Source organism: Streptomyces sulphureus DSM 40104, from assembly GCF_000381025.1.
GTDB lineage: Bacteria > Actinomycetota > Actinomycetes > Streptomycetales > Streptomycetaceae > Streptomyces > Streptomyces sulphureus.
In genome coordinates this window covers 287,352-304,583 of the sequence record NZ_KB905817.1, presented here as the reverse complement: position 1 = coordinate 304,583, position 17,232 = coordinate 287,352, and the positions used below count along the sequence as shown (strand labels likewise).

At 68.7% G+C, this 17,232-nt stretch carries 10 protein-coding genes; 8 read left to right on the top strand and 2 right to left on the bottom strand.

Translation table 11 applies throughout. From position 1 onward, the window contains the following. The first annotated feature begins 54 nt into the window (after positions 1-54). The 5 genes from F603_RS0116480 to tuf all read left to right on the top strand — a co-directional run bounded on the left by F603_RS0116480 (position 55) and on the right by tuf (position 8,754). Positions 55-3,954 (top strand): DNA-directed RNA polymerase subunit beta', encoded by a 3,900-nt coding sequence (locus F603_RS0116480; RefSeq protein ID WP_019547092.1) that lies wholly within the window; start codon positions 55-57, stop codon positions 3,952-3,954. Between the two features lie 388 nt (positions 3,955-4,342). Further along, complete coding sequence (rpsL, locus tag F603_RS0116475) at positions 4,343-4,714, top strand: 30S ribosomal protein S12 (protein ID WP_016909650.1); 372 nt, start codon at positions 4,343-4,345, stop codon at positions 4,712-4,714. 2 nt (positions 4,715-4,716) lie between these two features. Then, positions 4,717-5,187 (top strand): 30S ribosomal protein S7, encoded by a 471-nt coding sequence (rpsG, locus tag F603_RS0116470; RefSeq protein WP_016909651.1) that lies wholly within the window; start codon positions 4,717-4,719, stop codon positions 5,185-5,187. Positions 5,188-5,226: 39 nt separating this feature from the next. Then, positions 5,227-7,350 (top strand): elongation factor G, encoded by a 2,124-nt coding sequence (fusA, locus tag F603_RS0116465; RefSeq protein WP_019547091.1) that lies wholly within the window; start codon positions 5,227-5,229, stop codon positions 7,348-7,350. Between the two features lie 210 nt (positions 7,351-7,560). Further along, complete coding sequence (gene tuf / locus F603_RS0116460) at positions 7,561-8,754, top strand: elongation factor Tu (RefSeq protein ID WP_019547090.1); 1,194 nt, start codon at positions 7,561-7,563, stop codon at positions 8,752-8,754. A gap of 180 nt (positions 8,755-8,934) precedes the next feature. Here tuf and F603_RS0116455 read toward each other — a convergent pair whose 3' ends face one another. Continuing rightward, entirely contained in the window at positions 8,935-9,960 is a 1,026-nt protein-coding gene (locus F603_RS0116455) for an Lrp/AsnC family transcriptional regulator (RefSeq protein ID WP_019547089.1), read from the bottom strand. Positions 9,961-10,124: 164 nt separating this feature from the next. Here F603_RS0116455 and F603_RS0116450 point away from each other — a divergent pair, with 164 nt between their 5' ends. Both F603_RS0116450 and F603_RS0116445 read left to right on the top strand, forming a co-directional pair. Beyond that, the gene (locus F603_RS0116450; protein WP_019547088.1) at positions 10,125-11,786 is read left to right on the top strand and encodes an MFS transporter; all 1,662 of its coding nucleotides are present in this window, start codon (positions 10,125-10,127) and stop codon (positions 11,784-11,786) included. Positions 11,787-12,088: 302 nt separating this feature from the next. After that, on the top strand, positions 12,089-12,838 hold the full coding sequence (locus F603_RS0116445) for a thioesterase II family protein (protein ID WP_019547087.1): 750 nt from the start codon (positions 12,089-12,091) through the stop codon (positions 12,836-12,838). Positions 12,839-12,850: 12 nt separating this feature from the next. Here the strand turns inward: F603_RS0116445 and F603_RS0116440 are convergent, their stop codons facing one another. Beyond that, entirely contained in the window at positions 12,851-15,610 is a 2,760-nt protein-coding gene (locus tag F603_RS0116440) for a helix-turn-helix transcriptional regulator (RefSeq protein WP_281168894.1), read from the bottom strand. Positions 15,611-16,307: 697 nt separating this feature from the next. Here F603_RS0116440 and F603_RS0116435 point away from each other — a divergent pair. After that, a complete protein-coding gene (locus tag F603_RS0116435) occupies positions 16,308-17,045 on the top strand; it encodes a 4'-phosphopantetheinyl transferase family protein (protein ID WP_245600800.1) in 738 nt (245 codons plus the stop codon). Positions 17,046-17,232 lie beyond the last annotated feature (187 nt).

Genomic DNA, 17,232 nt, shown 5'->3' with positions numbered 1-17,232 from the left:
GCGCCCGAACTCGCCACGGCGAGTGGGCCACCAACCTGAGAGGGATTGACGAGAGTGCTCGACGTCAACTTCTTCGACGAACTGCGAATCGGCCTTGCCACTGCTGACGACATCCGTCAGTGGTCGCACGGCGAGGTCAAGAAGCCCGAGACCATCAACTACCGCACCCTGAAGCCCGAGAAGGACGGCCTCTTCTGCGAGAAGATCTTCGGCCCCACCCGGGACTGGGAGTGCTACTGCGGCAAGTACAAGCGCGTCCGCTTCAAGGGGATCATCTGTGAGCGGTGCGGTGTCGAGGTGACCCGCGCCAAGGTGCGCCGTGAGCGGATGGGCCACATCGAGCTGGCCGCACCCGTGACCCACATCTGGTACTTCAAGGGCGTGCCCTCGCGCCTGGGATACCTCCTCGACCTGGCGCCGAAGGACCTGGAGAAGGTCATCTACTTCGCGGCGTACATGATCACGTACGTCGACGAGGAGCGCCGTACGCGCGACCTGCCCTCCTTGGAGGCGCACGTCGGCGTCGAGCGTCAGCAGATCGAGCAGCGCCGCGACGCGGACCTCGAGGCCCGTGCCAAGAAGCAGGAGAGCGACCTCGCCGAGCTGGAGGCCGAGGGCGCCAAGGCCGACGTGCGCCGCAAGGTGCGCGAGGGCGCCGAGCGCGAGATGAAGCAGATCCGCGACCGCGCGCAGCGCGAGATCGACCGCCTCGACGAGGTGTGGAACCGCTTCAAGAACCTCAAGGTCCAGGACCTCGAGGGCGACGAGCTGCTCTACCGCGAGCTGCGCGACCGCTTCGGCACCTACTTCGACGGTTCGATGGGTGCCGCCGCGCTGCAGAAGCGGCTGGAGACCTTCGACCTCGACGAGGAGGCCGAGCGGCTGCGCGAGGTCATCCGCACCGGCAAAGGCCAGAAGAAGACCCGTGCGCTGAAGCGCCTCAAGGTCGTCTCCGCCTTCCTGCAGACGAGCAACAGCCCCAAGGGCATGGTGCTCGACTGCGTCCCGGTGATCCCGCCGGACCTGCGTCCGATGGTCCAGCTCGACGGCGGCCGCTTCGCCACGTCGGACCTGAACGACCTCTACCGCCGTGTCATCAACCGCAACAACCGCCTGAAGCGCCTGCTCGACCTCGGTGCGCCCGAGATCATCGTCAACAACGAGAAGCGGATGCTCCAGGAGGCCGTCGACGCGCTCTTCGACAACGGCCGCCGCGGCCGTCCGGTGACGGGCCCCGGCAACCGTCCGCTGAAGTCGCTCTCCGACATGCTCAAGGGCAAGCAGGGCCGCTTCCGGCAGAACCTGCTCGGTAAGCGCGTCGACTACTCCGCGCGTTCGGTGATCGTCGTCGGCCCGCAGCTCAAGCTGCACCAGTGCGGCCTGCCGAAGGCGATGGCGCTGGAGCTCTTCAAGCCGTTCGTGATGAAGCGCCTGGTGGATCTCAACCACGCGCAGAACATCAAGTCGGCGAAGAGGATGGTCGAGCGCGGCCGCACGGTCGTCTACGACGTCCTGGAAGAGGTCATCGCGGAGCACCCGGTGCTGCTCAACCGTGCACCGACCCTGCACCGCCTCGGCATCCAGGCGTTCGAGCCGCAGCTCGTCGAGGGCAAGGCCATTCAGATCCACCCGCTCGTCTGCACCGCGTTCAACGCGGACTTCGACGGTGACCAGATGGCCGTCCACCTGCCGCTCTCCGCGGAGGCGCAGGCCGAGGCGCGCATCCTGATGCTCTCCTCGAACAACATCCTCAAGCCGGCCGACGGCCGTCCCGTCACCATGCCGACGCAGGACATGGTCCTGGGCCTGTTCTTCCTCACCACCGACGAGGAGCAGCGCACGACCATGGGCGACGAGCGGTCGTTCAACAGCACCGCCGAAGCGATCATGGCGTTCGACGCGGGGGAGCTCTCCCTCCAGGCGAAGGTCGACATCCGCTTCCCCGCGGGCACGACCCCGCCGCTCGGCTGGACACCGCCGGCGCCGGAGGAGGGCGAGCCCGAGTGGCAGCCCGGAGACAGCTTCCGGCTCCGCACGACGCTGGGTCGGGCGCTCTTCAACGAGCTGCTGCCGGAGGAGTACCCGTACGTCGAGTACACCGTCGGGAAGAGGCAGCTCTCGCAGATCGTCAACGACCTCGCCGAGCGGTACCCGAAGGTCGTCGTCGCCGCTGCCCTGGACAACCTCAAGTCGGCCGGTTACTTCTGGGCGACCCGCTCCGGCGTCACCATCGCGATCTCCGACGTCGTCCTCCCCGAGGCGAAGAGCGAGATCATCGAGGGTTACGAGAAGCAGGACGAGAAGGTCCAGAAGCAGTACGAGCGCGGCCTGATCACCAAGGACGAGCGCACGCAGGAGCTCATCGCCATCTGGACCAAGGCGACCAACGAGGTCTCCGAGGCGATGAACGAGAACTTCCCGAAGACGAACCCGATCTTCATGATGGTGGACTCGGGCGCCCGAGGGAACATGATGCAGATGCGGCAGATCGCGGGCATGCGCGGTCTCGTCTCCAACGCCAAGAACGAGACGATCCCGCGTCCCATCAAGGCGTCGTTCCGCGAGGGCCTCTCCGTGCTGGAGTACTTCATCTCCACGCACGGTGCCCGCAAGGGCCTCGCCGACACCGCGCTGCGTACCGCCGACTCCGGGTACCTGACGCGTCGTCTCGTCGACGTCTCGCAGGACGTGATCATCCGCGAGGAGGACTGCGGCACCGAGCGCGGCCTCAAGCTGTCGATCGCCTCCCGGGGCACCGACGGTGTGCTCCGCAAGGCGGAGGACGTCGAGACGAGCGTGTACGCGCGGTGCCTCGCCGAGGAGATCGTCGTCGACGGGAAGGTGCTGGCCCCGGCCGGTACGGACCTGGGCGACGTCCTCATCGACGAGCTGGTGCGGCACGGCATCGAGACGGTCAAGACCCGCTCGATCCTCACCTGCGAGTCCGCCGTCGGCACCTGCGCGATGTGCTACGGCCGTTCGCTGGCGACGGGCAAGCTCGTCGACATCGGCGAGGCCGTCGGCATCATCGCCGCCCAGTCGATCGGTGAGCCCGGCACCCAGCTCACGATGCGTACCTTCCACACCGGTGGTGTGGCGGGCGACGACATCACGCAGGGTCTGCCGCGTGTGGTCGAGCTCTTCGAGGCCCGTACCCCGAAGGGCGTCGCGCCGATCTCCGAGTCGGCCGGCCGGGCGCGGATCGAGGAGACGGAGAAGACCAAGAAGGTCGTCGTCACGCCGGACGACGGGTCGGACGAGACCTCGTACGCGGTCTCCAAGCGCGCCCGTCTGACGGTCGGCGACGGGGACCACGTCGCGGTGGGCCAGAAGCTCACCGTCGGTACGGAGAACCCGCACGACGTGCTCCGCATCCTCGGCCAGCGGGCCGTGCAGGTGCACCTCGTGGGCGAGGTCCAGAAGGTCTACAACTCGCAGGGCGTCTCGATCCACGACAAGCACATCGAGATCATCATCCGGCAGATGCTCCGCCGCGTGACGATCATCGAGTCCGGCGACGCCGAGCTGCTCCCGGGCGAGCTCGTCGAGCGGACCAAGTTCGAGGGCGAGAACCGCCGCGTGGTGGCAGAGGGCGGTCACCCGGCCTCCGGCCGTCCGCAGTTGATGGGCATCACCAAGGCCTCGCTCGCCACCGAGTCGTGGCTGTCCGCGGCGTCCTTCCAGGAGACGACGAGGGTCCTCACCGACGCGGCGATCAACGCCAAGTCGGACTCGCTCATCGGCCTCAAGGAGAACGTCATCATCGGTAAGCTCATCCCGGCCGGTACGGGCCTCTCCCGCTACCGCAACATCCGGGTCGAGCCCACCGAGGAGGCGAAGGCCGCGATGTACTCGGCCGTCGGCTACGACGACATCGACTACTCGCCCTTCGGCACCGGCTCGGGACAGGCGGTTCCGCTGGAGGACTACGACTACGGTCCCTACAACGCCTGAGCCTCGGCTCCGCACAAGCGCCCGTGGGCGGTCACCCGGTGAGGGGGACCGCCCACGGGCGTTGTCGGGGCTGTGCCTTCCGAGGCGGGACCTGGCGGGGCGTCGGCGCTCAATGAGTTATGGGTCTCAGGCATCTGTTTTGACCCTCGAGAGCGTGCTAGGTACGATCAGACCTTGTGCCTGGGGTGTCCCCTGCGCTTGTGCATCTGCCGCTCGGCGGTAGTCGATCCGCGTAGCCGGTGACACCGGGATCTGCACGCTTCTCATCCCAGAGGAGTTCCCCGTCGTAAGACGGGAGCCTGCGATCTTCGACACGCCCGACTTCGTGGGTCGGGATGGTGGCCCAGGTTAGCTTTACCGAGACTGGCACACAGAAACCGGAGAAACGGTGCCTACGATCCAGCAGCTGGTCCGCAAGGGCCGGCAGGACAAGGTCGAGAAGAACACGACGCCCGCACTGGAGGGTTCCCCCCAGCGCCGCGGCGTCTGCACGCGTGTGTTCACGACCACCCCGAAGAAGCCGAACTCGGCCCTGCGCAAGGTCGCTCGTGTGCGACTCACCAGTGGGATCGAGGTCACTGCCTACATTCCGGGTGAGGGCCACAACCTCCAGGAGCACTCGATCGTGCTCGTGCGTGGTGGCCGCGTGAAGGACCTGCCGGGTGTTCGTTACAAGATCATCCGCGGCTCCCTCGACACGCAGGGCGTCAAGAACCGCAAGCAGGCTCGCAGCCGCTACGGCGCCAAGAAGGAGAAGTAAGAATGCCTCGTAAGGGCCCCGCCCCGAAGCGACCGGTCATCATCGACCCGGTCTACGGTTCTCCTCTGGTGACCTCCCTCATCAACAAGGTGCTGCTCAACGGCAAGCGCTCCACCGCCGAGCGCATCGTCTACGGCGCCATGGAGGGGCTGCGCGACAAGACCGGCAACGACCCGGTGATCACGCTCAAGCGTGCGCTGGAGAACGTGAAGCCGACCCTGGAGGTCCGCTCCCGCCGTGTCGGTGGCGCCACCTACCAGGTGCCGATCGAGGTCCGCCCCGGTCGGTCGTCGACGCTGGCGCTGCGCTGGATCGTGGGCTACTCCCGCGCCCGGCGCGAGAAGACCATGACCGAGCGTCTGATGAACGAGCTGCTCGACGCCTCCAACGGCCTCGGCGCAGCCGTGAAGAAGCGCGAGGACACCCACAAGATGGCCGAGTCCAACAAGGCCTTCGCGCACTACCGCTGGTAGTCGCAGACCCCATCGAGACCGAGAGAAGACTGAAGCCTCATGGCTACCACTTCACTTGACCTGGCCAAGGTCCGCAACATCGGGATCATGGCCCACATCGACGCGGGCAAGACGACCACCACCGAGCGGATCCTCTTCTACACCGGTCGCAGCTACAAGATCGGTGAAGTCCACGACGGCGCTGCCACGATGGACTGGATGGCCCAGGAGCAGGAGCGCGGCATCACGATCACGTCTGCCGCGACGACCGCGCACTGGCCGCTCAACGATGTCGACTACACCATCAACATCATCGACACCCCGGGGCACGTCGACTTCACCGTCGAGGTGGAGCGCGCGCTCCGTGTGCTCGACGGTGCGGTGACGGTGTTCGACGGTGTGGCCGGCGTCGAGCCGCAGTCGGAGACCGTCTGGCAGCAGGCGGACCGCTACGGCGTCCCGCGCATCTGCTTCGTCAACAAGCTCGACCGCACCGGCGCCGAGTTCCACCGCTGCGTCGACATGATCGTCAACCGCCTCGGCGCGGTGCCGCTGGTCATGCAGCTCCCGATCGGCACCGAGTCGGACTTCCGGGGCGTCATCGACCTGGTCTCCATGAAGGCCCTGGTCTGGTCGCCCGACGCGAAGCTGGGCGAGATGTACGACACCGTCGACATCCCGGACACGCACGTCGAGGCCGCCGACGAGTGGCGGGGCAAGCTCCTCGAAGCCGTCGCGGAGAACGACGAGGAGATGATGGAGCTCTACCTCGAGGGCCAGGAGCCCACCGAGGAGCAGCTCCGCGCGGCGATCCGCCGGGTCACCCTCGCCTCCACGGGGGCCGAGGGCACGACGACGGTCACGCCCGTCTTCTGCGGAACCGCCTTCAAGAACAAGGGCGTTCAGCCGCTGCTCGACGCGATCGCGCGGTACCTCCCGTCGCCGATGGACGTCGAGGCGATCGAGGGCCACTCGGTGAAGGACTCCGAAGAGGTCCTCGTCCGCAGGCCGTCGGAGAGCGAGCCGATGTCGGCGCTCGCCTTCAAGATCGCGAGCGACCCGCACCTCGGCAAGCTCACCTTCATCCGCGTCTACTCCGGGCGGCTGGTCACCGGTACGCAGGTGATGAACGCGGTGAAGGGCAAGAAGGAGCGCATCGGCAAGATCTACCGGATGCACGCGAACAAGCGTGAGGAGATCGAATCGGTGGGTGCCGGCGACATCGTCGCCGTCATGGGTCTCAAGCAGACCACCACGGGTGAGACCCTCTGCGATTCGTCGAACCCGGTGATCCTGGAGTCGATGGAGTTCCCGGCCCCGGTCATCGAGGTCGCGATCGAGCCGAAGTCCAAGGGCGACCAGGAGAAGCTGGGCGTCGCGATCCAGCGGCTGGCCGAGGAGGACCCGTCCTTCCAGGTCAAGACCGACGAGGACACCGGCCAGACCATCATCTCCGGTATGGGCGAGCTCCACCTCGACGTCCTTGTCGACCGCATGAAGCGGGAGTTCAAGGTCGAGGCGAACGTCGGTAAGCCGCAGGTGGCCTACCGCGAGACGCTTCGCAAGAAGGTCGAGAACGTCGACTACACCCACAAGAAGCAGACCGGTGGCTCCGGTCAGTTCGCGAAGGTGCAGATCGACGTCGAGCCGCTCGAGGGCGACGGCTACGAGTTCGTCAACCAGGTGACCGGTGGCCGCATCCCGCGGGAGTACATCCCGTCCGTGGACGCCGGCTGCCAGGACGCCATGGAGTTCGGCGTGCTCGCCGGGTACCCGCTCACCGGCGTCCGCGTGACGCTGCAGGACGGTCAGTACCACGATGTCGACTCCTCGGAGATGGCCTTCAAGATCGCCGGTTCGATGGCGTTCAAGGAGGCCGCGCGGAGGGCCAGCCCGGCCATCCTCGAGCCGATGATGGCGGTCGACGTCACCACGCCCGAGGAGTACATGGGCGATGTGATCGGTGACATCAACTCCCGCCGCGGCCAGGTCTCGGCGATGGAGGACCGGGGTGTGGCGAAGCTCGTCAAGAGCCTCGTCCCGCTCTCCGAGATGTTCGGTTACGTCGGTGACCTGCGTAGCAAGACCTCAGGTCGCGCGAGTTACACCATGCAGTTCGACTCCTACGCCGAGGTTCCGAAGAGCGTCGCCGAGGAGATCATCGCGAAGGCCAAGGGCGAGTAGCACCTGTTGCTCACCCTTTAGGCTGGAGCAAGGCATTCGGGGCACTCCGGCACATCACGCCCGTCGTGGTGTGCCGGCGTCCCGGCGCCGGCCCACCAGAGCGAATCGGTCATGGGCGTCCCCATCGGGGTCCTGACCGCTTCGAAAGACCACCTGAACCCCTCCGCAGAGTGTGGGGGGTGTACAGCACCAGTCCACAGGAGGACCCCAGTGGCGAAGGCGAAGTTCGAGCGGACTAAGCCGCACGTCAACATCGGCACCATCGGTCACATCGACCACGGCAAGACCACTCTTACCGCGGCGATTACCAAGGTGCTGCACGACGCGTACCCCGACCTCAACCAGGCTTCGGCGTTCGAGAACATCGACAAGGCGCCGGAAGAGCGCCAGCGCGGTATCACGATCTCCATTGCGCACGTCGAGTACCAGACGGAGAACCGTCACTACGCCCACGTCGACTGCCCGGGTCACGCGGACTACATCAAGAACATGATCACCGGTGCTGCCCAGATGGACGGTGCCATCCTCGTGGTCGCCGCCACCGACGGCCCGATGCCGCAGACCAAGGAGCACGTGCTCCTGGCGCGTCAGTCCAACGTGCCGTACATCGTCGTCGCCCTGAACAAGGCCGACATGGTGGACGACGAGGAGATCATGGAGCTCGTCGAGCTCGAGGTCCGTGAGCTGCTCTCCGAGTACGAGTACCCGGGCGACGAGCTGCCGGTCGTCAAGGTCTCGGCCCTCAAGGCTCTCGAGGGTGACAAGGACGCGGCCGACGGCATCCTCAAGCTGATGGACGCCGTCGACAACTCCATCCCGGCGCCGGAGCGTGACACCGACAAGCCGTTCCTGATGCCGATCGAGGACGTCTTCACGATCACCGGTCGCGGCACCGTCGTCACCGGTCGTATCGAGCGCGGCTCGCTGAAGGTGAACGAGAGCGTCGACATCATCGGTATCAAGGAAAACAAGACCTCGACGACGGTCACCGGTATCGAGATGTTCCGCAAGCTGCTCGACGAGGGCCAGGCCGGTGAGAACGTCGGCCTCCTGCTCCGCGGCATCAAGCGCGAGGACGTCGAGCGCGGCCAGGTCATCATCAAGCCGGGCTCGGTCACCCCGCACACCGAGTTCGAGGCGACGGCCTACATCCTGTCGAAGGACGAGGGCGGCAGGCACACCCCGTTCTTCAACAACTACCGGCCGCAGTTCTACTTCCGCACCACCGACGTGACCGGTGTGGTGACCCTCCCCGAGGGCACCGAGATGGTCATGCCCGGTGACAACGCCACCATGTCCGTCCAGCTCATCCAGCCGGTCGCCATGGAGGAGGGCCTGCGGTTCACCATCCGCGAGGGTGGTCGCACCGTGGGCGCGGGTCAGGTCACCAAGATCAACAAGTGACCTTGCACGACTAGCGCGTTCCGTCTCGGCGCTCTGTGCGCTTCGACGGGAAGAGGGCCCGTACGGCTTCGGCCGTACGAGGCCCTCTTTCGTGTGTGCGGCTCCTGTGCGCGGTGCTTTGCAGGCGGGCGGTTGGAGCCCATGCGGTGGGCGACTCAGGCTCCGGCCCGGAGATGCGGTTCAGGCTCCGGCCTGGAGGTAGGGGCCCGGACCCTTCAGAGTGCGGTGGGTGGGGGCCGTCGCCGTGTGGCGCAGGCCGGGGAGGGCTGCCACCTTCTCGGTGAGGTAGCGGTAGAACAGCTCGGCTGTGGGAGTTCCCACGGAGGTGTAGAGGTTGGTCGTGCCGGTGACGGCGCCGGCGAACGACACTTCGGGGTGCGCGGCCAGAGCGGCGCCCGCCTCCGCGAACCGGGACGGGTCGATCTCCAGCCACAGCGCGGAGCGGAAGCTCCGGTGCAGCACGTCCGGGTGGTACTCGATGTCGAAGTACAGGGCGCCGGCGGCGCGGAGTTCGGCGATGCGGCGGCGCACGGTCGACACCGACAGCCCTGTCGCCGTGGCCAGTTCGCCGGGCGCCGCTCTGCCGTCCCGGGCCAGCAGGTCGAGGAGGTGCCGGTCGGCGTCGGTCAGCGTTACCGGCTCGGTGCCGTCCTTGGCCCGCCCCTGCGGACCAATGACGGGCGGGGCGAGTGCTGCGGTCTGCGCGGCCGTCAGCGGTCCCGACTTGTTGATCGGACCGAGATCATGGCCGAAGAAGACGTGCAGGAGGCAGTGCGCCGTCACGTCCACCACCTGCGGCGTACGCGGCAGCTTCTCCAGGAGCAGCGGCTTCCCGCGTCCCTGCGCGGGGGACCGTACGCAGCAGGTGAGCTCGGTGCCGCCAGAGCTGAGATTGACCCAGGTGGTGTCCGTACGCCGGGCCAGCGCCTGCCCGAGGGAGGCCGCGGCGTCCGGCGTGCACCGTACCCGGACGATCCAGCGGACCTCTCCCAGCCGTGAGGGATTGGTCAGGCCGAGAACCCTGAGCCTGCCGGCCGAGCGCAACCGGGACCAGCGGCGTGCGGCGGTCTGGTCGGACACCCCGAGCACATCGCCGATCTCCCGGAACGAGGCTCTTCCGTTGATCTGAAGCGCGTGCGTCAGCGCCATCTCCTCGTCCGACAGGTCGCGGCCGGAGTCTCCCTGGGTGTCGAGATATGTCTTCATGGCATCCATGCTGTCGGATGCGCGCACGGAATGTGCTCTGGCTTATGTATTCGCCTGAGCTTCCCGGAGACTTCGTCGCGGAGAACATTGGCGACGCCGGGCGTTCAGGCCCGCGTCCCGTCCCCGACGCACATCGCTCGATCCGACCGAACGGAGAATCCGACATGCGCAAGTGGTGGCCCCTGACGGCGGTCTGCCTGGGCGCCTTCATGCTGCTGGTGGACGTGACCATCGTGAACGTGGCACTGCCCAGCATGGCCGACGATCTCGATGCGTCCTTCACCTCGCTCCAGTGGGTGGTCGACGCGTACGCCCTGGCCCTCGCAGCTCTGCTCCTCGCCTCCGGTGCCCTGGCGGACCGTTTCGGTCACCGGCGGCTGTACGTCTACGGGCTAGGTCTGTTCGGTCTCGCTTCCCTCCTGTGCGGCCTCGCGCCAACCGTCGAGGTGCTGGTAGCCGCCCGGGTGGCACAAGGCGTCGGCGGAGCCGCCATGTTCGCCACGGCTCCCGCGCTGCTCCTCGCCTCATACGCGGGGCGCGACCGTGGCACCGCCTTCGGCGTATGGGGCGCGGTCAACGGCGCCGCCGCGGCGGCCGGACCGCTTCTCGGCGGCCTGCTAACGGAACACATGAGCTGGCCGATGATCTTCTGGGTCAACCTGCCGGTCGCCGCCATCGCCATCGCGATGACGCAGCGTGTGATTGGCCGGGACCGGGCCGCCCTTGCCGAGTCGTCCGGGCGACAGGAGGGCCGGGGCCGTATCGACGTACCCGGCGCCGTGGCCTTCACCGTCGTCGCCGGAAGCCTCACCTACGGCCTCATACGGGGCGGCGAGGCGGGCTGGGCCTCGGCCGAGACGCTGGCTGCCTTCACTGTGACCGTCGTCGCGCTGGTCGCGTTCGTCATGGTCGAGCACCGCACCGCGCGGCGCGGGGGCACCCCGATGCTGGACCTGGCGGTGCTGCGCCGTCCGTCGTTCGCCGCGCTGATGAGCGGTGCGCTGCTCCTGCAGGGCGGGGCTTTCGGCTGCCTCGTGCTGGTTTCCCTGTGGCTCCAGTCCGTCCTGGGCCTCGGCCCCGTGGCTGCGGGCCTCGCTCTGACGCCGATGGCCGGGGCCTCGTTCGTGGTGGCCGCGGTCGCGGGCCGCCGTATCCAGCGGCTTGCGCCGCGCCTGCCCATCGGCGTCGGGCTGTTGTTCGTCGCGGCGGGCATGCTGCTGCTGCGCGCGGGGATGACGGCCGACGCGGGGCGGGCCTCGCTCGCCGCCGGCCTTGTGGTCGCCGGGATCGGGGTCGGCCTGGCGACGCCGGTGCTCGTTTCGGCCGCGACCTCGACGGTGTCCCCGCGGCGTGCCGGTATGGCGGGCGGCGCAGTCAACACGTTCCGCCAGCTCGGGATGACCTTGGCCATCGCGGCCCTCGGCGCCGCCTTCACCAGCCGCGCCGCCGCCGCGCTCGCCGGGTCCGGCGCGGTCCCGGATGCCGGCCAGGGCGCCTCGGCCCTGGCCGCCGGGCAGGCGCAGCGCCTGATTGAGGCGGCGCCCGAGCAACACCGGGATGCCGCCCGCCAGTTGGTGCACCAGGCGTTCGCCGCGGGGCTCGACCGGGTGTTTCTGCTGTCGGCCCTTGCGGCTGCACTGGGCGGGGTCCTCGTGCTGGTGCTGGTGCGGCTGTCGCGGGAGGCGGGCGTGGGTACAGATTCCGGCTCGGATGCGGGGCCCGGCATGGGCGAAGGTGCGGAGTCGGGTGCCGGCACGGGTGCCGGCGCCGGTGCGACCGGTGACGTTTCGGAGGTGGAGGTGGCGGGGCCTCGCGTTCACTCGTGAACGGGGCCCGTCCCCGGGCGGGCTCGAGTCTCGAGCGGGCAGGCGGGCCTGATCGTTCGGCCCGCCGTTGGCCCGTTGCGTCGGACCGGGCGCGAGCGGTGCGTGACGCAGGGGGACCGGAGTTCTGGCGATGCCGTGGGCACCGGCCGCGGGACGCGAGTGTGGGGGTTGGGGGTGGGCGTCGGACACGGCGCTGGGCGGCCACCCCTGCGGCCGGAGACGGTTAGGGGTGTCGGCGGCGGGGCCATTGGGGGAAGCTGTGGGCGGCCGTCAGGGATCACGCGACAGGAGGGGGCTCTCCCGTGACCGCGAGGGACGACGAGTTGTGGATACGGCGTTTCCACACGGCGCGGGAGAGCGCCGTCAGCTTGGTGTGCCTTCCGCACGCCGGGGGTTCTGCTGGTTCGTACTTTTCCCTCTCGCAGGAACTCGCTCCGTCGGTGGAGATGCTGGCCGTGCAGTACCCCGGGCGACAGGACCGGCGCTGGGAGCCGCCGGCCCGCAGCGTCGAAGAGTTGGCCGCCGGTGTGGCCGGTGCGTTGGGAGCCCGCGACCGGCCGGTGGTGCTCTTCGGGCACAGCATGGGAGGGGCGGTCGCCTTCGAACTCGCCCGCATCCTGGAGGACTCGGGGGCCGCCGCCCCGAGTGCGCTCGTCGTCTCGGCGCGGCGTGCGCCGTCTCTGCCCAGGCCGGGGTCCGGGGAGCCCGGGCCGGCCTCCGACGAGGAGATCAAGTCGTCGATGCGGCGCTTGGAGGGCACGGATACCCGGCTGTTGGAGGACCCGGAGCTGCTGCGGTTCTTCCTGCCGGCTCTCCGCGCCGACTACATGGTGGCGGGCTCCTACCAAGGCTCGCCCGACGCGCGGGTGGCCTGTCCGATCACGGCACTCGTGGGCGACGCCGACCCGGAGACGCCCGTCGACGATGCGGGGGCGTGGAGGCGGCACACGACCGGCGCGTTCGACATGCACGTCTACCCCGGCGGTCACTTCTTCATCGAATCGAACCTCCCCGCGGTGGTGAAAGCCGTCTCGGCAGCCTGTGGAGGCTGAGCAGCGCGCGGCTCACACCTTCTCCATCGCCCCGTCGAAGGTCAGGCTCGCCGGAAGCTGGTTGCGGTGCTTGATCCGGAACTTCCGGTACACCTTCGTGAGATGCTGCTCGACGGTGCTCACCGTGACGAAGAGCTTCGCCGCCACCTCCCGGTTCGTGTGCCCCCGCGCGGCGAGCGAGGCGACGCGTCGCTCCGCTTCGGTGAGCGACTCGTGGATGCGCTTCTCCCTCCCGCCGTAAGGAAAGGCCGGTCGCAGCGCTCGCGCCAGCTCCTGCGCGCCGCACTCCTGCGCCAGCCGCCACGCCCTGCGGACCACCTGCCGCGCCGCGGTGCCCATGCCGAGCTCCTGCTGGGACCGGCCGAGGTCGACGAGGATGCGCACCGTGTTGTAGCTGTCGCCGCCGGCCTGGGACCTCTCCAACGCCCGCTCCAGAAGGGCGGTTCGGTGGCTCGGAGGGCGGGTGGCGGCGAGGCAGCGGAGGGCGGCTCCGGCGGCCCTGGGGTGGCGCGGTTCGGAGAGTTCGATCTGTTCGTTGAGGAGGCGCACCGCGGGTGCGGGTTCGTGCAGACCCAGCCAGGCTTCGGCTGCGCCGCTGCGCCATGGGAGGAACCCCGGCGAGTCCAGGCACCACGTCTGGAGTTGCTCACCGCACGAGACGAAGCACGCCAGCGCTGCCTGGTACTGCTGCCGCACGAGGTGGTGGTAGCCGCGCGCGTACTGGTACTGCATCCCGAACCTGGTCTGCGGGGTGTTGTCGGGAAGCGGACGGCTCAACAGCTCCGCCGCCGCCTCGTGTTCACCGATGCAGGCATGGGCTTCGACCAGGACGGCAAGCGGCAGCGCGAGCCCCGTGCCCCAGCCCTCCGCAGGGAAACGGGACAGCGCTGCGTACGCGTTGTCCCTGGCCGACGGCAGGTTGCCGGTGCGGAGCAGGACGAGGGCCTTGGTCGCCAGCAGCACGGCCTCGTGCGCAGGCGGCCGGTGCTGGGGCGACTGGTTGAGCAACTGGTCGCACCAGGAGTCGGCGAGGTCGAGCCGATCGACGTAGACGAGTGCGTGCAGGGCGGCAAGGGCCGGCTCCAAGCCGCTCCGGCCCGGGTGCACATAGGGAAGCCCCTGTTCGGCTGCGGCGGCGACGTCCTCGGCGTCCCCGCTGGTGAGCGCGGAGTGGAGGGCGCGTTCCGCGATCAGGTGGGAGGATTCCGTCTCCGGTACCTGGCACGGTTCGTCCGGCATCCGGGGGCTGAGCGGTCCGCCCATCCTGCTCAGCGCGCCGGGGTACGTCGACGCCAGGCTCAGCCAGGTGGCATGCAGCCGATCGGCGAACCGCGGATCGTCCCCCGACTCCGGGACCCCGCCGCCGGTGATCTTGACGGCTTCGTCCTCCATCCCGTGCCAGAGCAGGCTCCGGATCAGGTCGAGTGCCGTAGTCGGTCGCAGCAGGCCGCGCTGTGCGGGCTCGGTGAGTTCCTGCATCTGGCGCGTCACGGACTTGGGGTCGAACTGCCAGTTGAGGCGGGCCACTTCGAACTTGCAGGCGAGCGCCTGGGCCTCGTCGGTGGTCGAGCGCCCGGCGAGTTGGAGGCAGCGCACCGCCGGAGCGATCTCGCCGTCGGCGAGGTGCTGCTCGGCGGCCGACCGCAGCAGCGGGGCCTCCCATTCCTCTCCGAGGGGGCCGCACTCCAGGAGCTGCGCCGCGACGATCGCGCAGGGTGCGCCCTCTTCGTGGAGCAGTCGTGTCGCCCGTTGTTGCAGCGCCGCGTGGTCGAGGGCCGGGATGCTGCTGAGTACGGCGCTGCGCAGCGCGGGGTGCCGAAAGCGGGCGCCGTCGAGCAGGCCCGCTTCCTCCAGGCCGTCGACTGTCCGCTCGGCTGTCTGCGGATCGATGTGCAGGAGGTCGGCGAGAAGGGCGGTACCGCCGTGCCCGTCCAGCACGGCGAGGCCGCGCGCGACGCGGACGTACTCCGGACCGCTCCGGTGTACGCAGGCGAGTGCCGCCTGCTCGAAAGCGTCAGAGACGACGAGCTCGCAGCTCTCCGGCTCGGTGCCCGCCTGGCTGGTGCTGTCCCGGATGAGGGCGTGCAGCAGCAGCGGGTTGCCGCCGCTGACGTCGAGGAACGGGTCGCGGAGGCGCTCGGCGGCCTCGGCGCCGAGCGCCTCGGAGAGGAGGCGGCCGGCACCGGAGCGGGTGAGGGGCGCCAACCGCAGCCGCCTGCCGTGCGGGTGGTACTGCAACTCGCCCAGCAGGGCCTGGTTTCTGGCGCTGTGCGGGGTCTCGGTGGCCACCAGCGCTATCGGCATGGTCCGCAGGCGGCGTACCAGGTAGAGCAGGCACTGGAGGGAAGCGGCGTCCCCGTGCTGGACGTCGTCGACTGCGAGGAGCAGCGGCCCCTCCTCGGTGAGGGCCTGGGCCGCGCTGTGCACGAACCGGAGCGACTGCGGCGGTACCCGCACGTCACTGCCCACGTCGGGGGAGAGGTCGGCCTTCGCCGCTTCTCCTACGGACGTGCGGTCCTCCTCGGCGGTTTTCGCCGTCCCCGGGAAAAGCTGCTCGATGAGAGCGAAGGGGAATGAGTGCTCCATCGTGCTTGCGATGGCGTTGAGAACCCGGAACCCTTTCCCCGTCGCGTGCTCGCAGAGAGTGTGGAGTAATTCGGTCTTTCCAGTGGCCGTTCCGCCGCGCACAACAGCGAGTGTGCCTTTTCCTCTGGTGCTGTCCGTCAGCATCTCCATAAGCTGGGATACTTCGAGATCGCGGTCGACGAGCACTGGCGAATCCCCCTTTTCGCTCTGAGGAGGGTGTCCGGCCGTGTCCTCGGCTTGCGTGGCCAAGCAGTCCGTAGTCCTCCCGCTTGGTAGCGTAGCAACGTCAAGTCCCGCACAGCCATAGGTATATTCCGGGGGGATGGAACGTATCGGGACTATGGGGAGAAACTTCTCACGGGGGCGGTTGTTTCGGCGTCCCGGTGTCCCGTGCCCAGCCTGCGAGCACGTCGGACGGGCGGCGGGCTGCGGCCGACGTGGCAGGTCCGCGCCATGGGGCGCACGCCGGGGTACGCCGCGTGGGCGTGGGGCGCATCCGCAGGCCGGGCCGCTGCCGCCGACTCCGTGCGCCGCGGGGCGCACCCCCGGTGGCCGTCCTCCGGCCTCTCCGCGTGGGCGCGGCGGTTTTTACTGGCTGTTGTTCTTTCGGATGCACGAAGAAAAGCGGAACGGTGCGTAGATTTTCCGCCGGTCAACATGTCGGTGCCGGGCGGCGGATTCTTTCGACGACGGGGCACGCGGTGACGCACCGAGTCCGTGGAGGGTGCCGTGGTGACGTCCTGCGGGCAGACCGTTGCGGACGAGCAGTAATGCCGACGGTGGTGCGCGGTGCGGCGCTTTCTGTGTCGATCGGGGCGGTCGGTGCATGGTGGGGGAGAGGCTGTATATGTCGATGAATTATCGGTGCGGACCGCTGTCCTGGGTGAGAACCACAAATGTCGGGGAAAGTTTTGTCGACCCCTTCTCTGTGCACCTGTGGGCGATCTCCCTGGAATCCTGGGCCGACGATCCGGGTGCTCTGTACGAAGCGCTCTCGCCGGTCGAGCAGGAGCGGGCCGACGCGTTCGTCTTCGACCGGCACAGAAGGCAGTACGTGATCAGCCATGTCTTTCTGCGCCGGGTGCTCGCCCGGTACTCGGGGACGCCGGAGCGCGAGCTCGCCTTCCGTACGGGCGGTCACGGCAAGCCGCGGTTGGCAGGCCGCGCCGAGTCCGCGGGGCTGGAGTTCAACCTGTCGCACTGCGGGGAGCTCGCCCTGGTGGGGCTGGGGCGCCGGCCGCTAGGGGTCGACGTCGAGACCGTACGGGAGGGTGCCGACGCGGTAGGGGTCGCAGGCTACTTCCACCCTGCCGAACGGCGGGTGCTGGAGGCACTGCCGCCGGCCCGCCGGGCGGACGCCTTCTTCCGTGGGTGGACGCGGAAGGAGGCGGTGGTGAAGGCGATCGGTCGCGGGCTGTCCATCCCGCTGAGCGCGTTCGAGGTGGAGTTGGAGGGCGACGACCCCGGCGTGGCGCTCCCTCGGAGCGCGGAGTTCCCGGCCGAGCCGGAGTGGCACGTCGTGCACCTGGAACCGGTGCCCGGTGTCGTGGGGGCGCTGGCCGTGCCGTTCCGTCCGGCGTGCGTCGGCGCGTGGCTGCTGGACGGCTCCGTCCTGGGGTGAGGCTGCGCCAACAGCCCTGGATGAGGCGGGTGTTGGCCCCTATACGTCCCCTAGTCGGCCGCGAAGGCTAGGGGTGTTGGAGAGCTGTATGCCTCTGATCGAATGTCGACGCGGAGAGCGGGCCGGGGCGCGCTGTTCCGATCGGGGGCATGGGGTGTACGAGGGGGCAGCGTGGAACCGAGAGAAG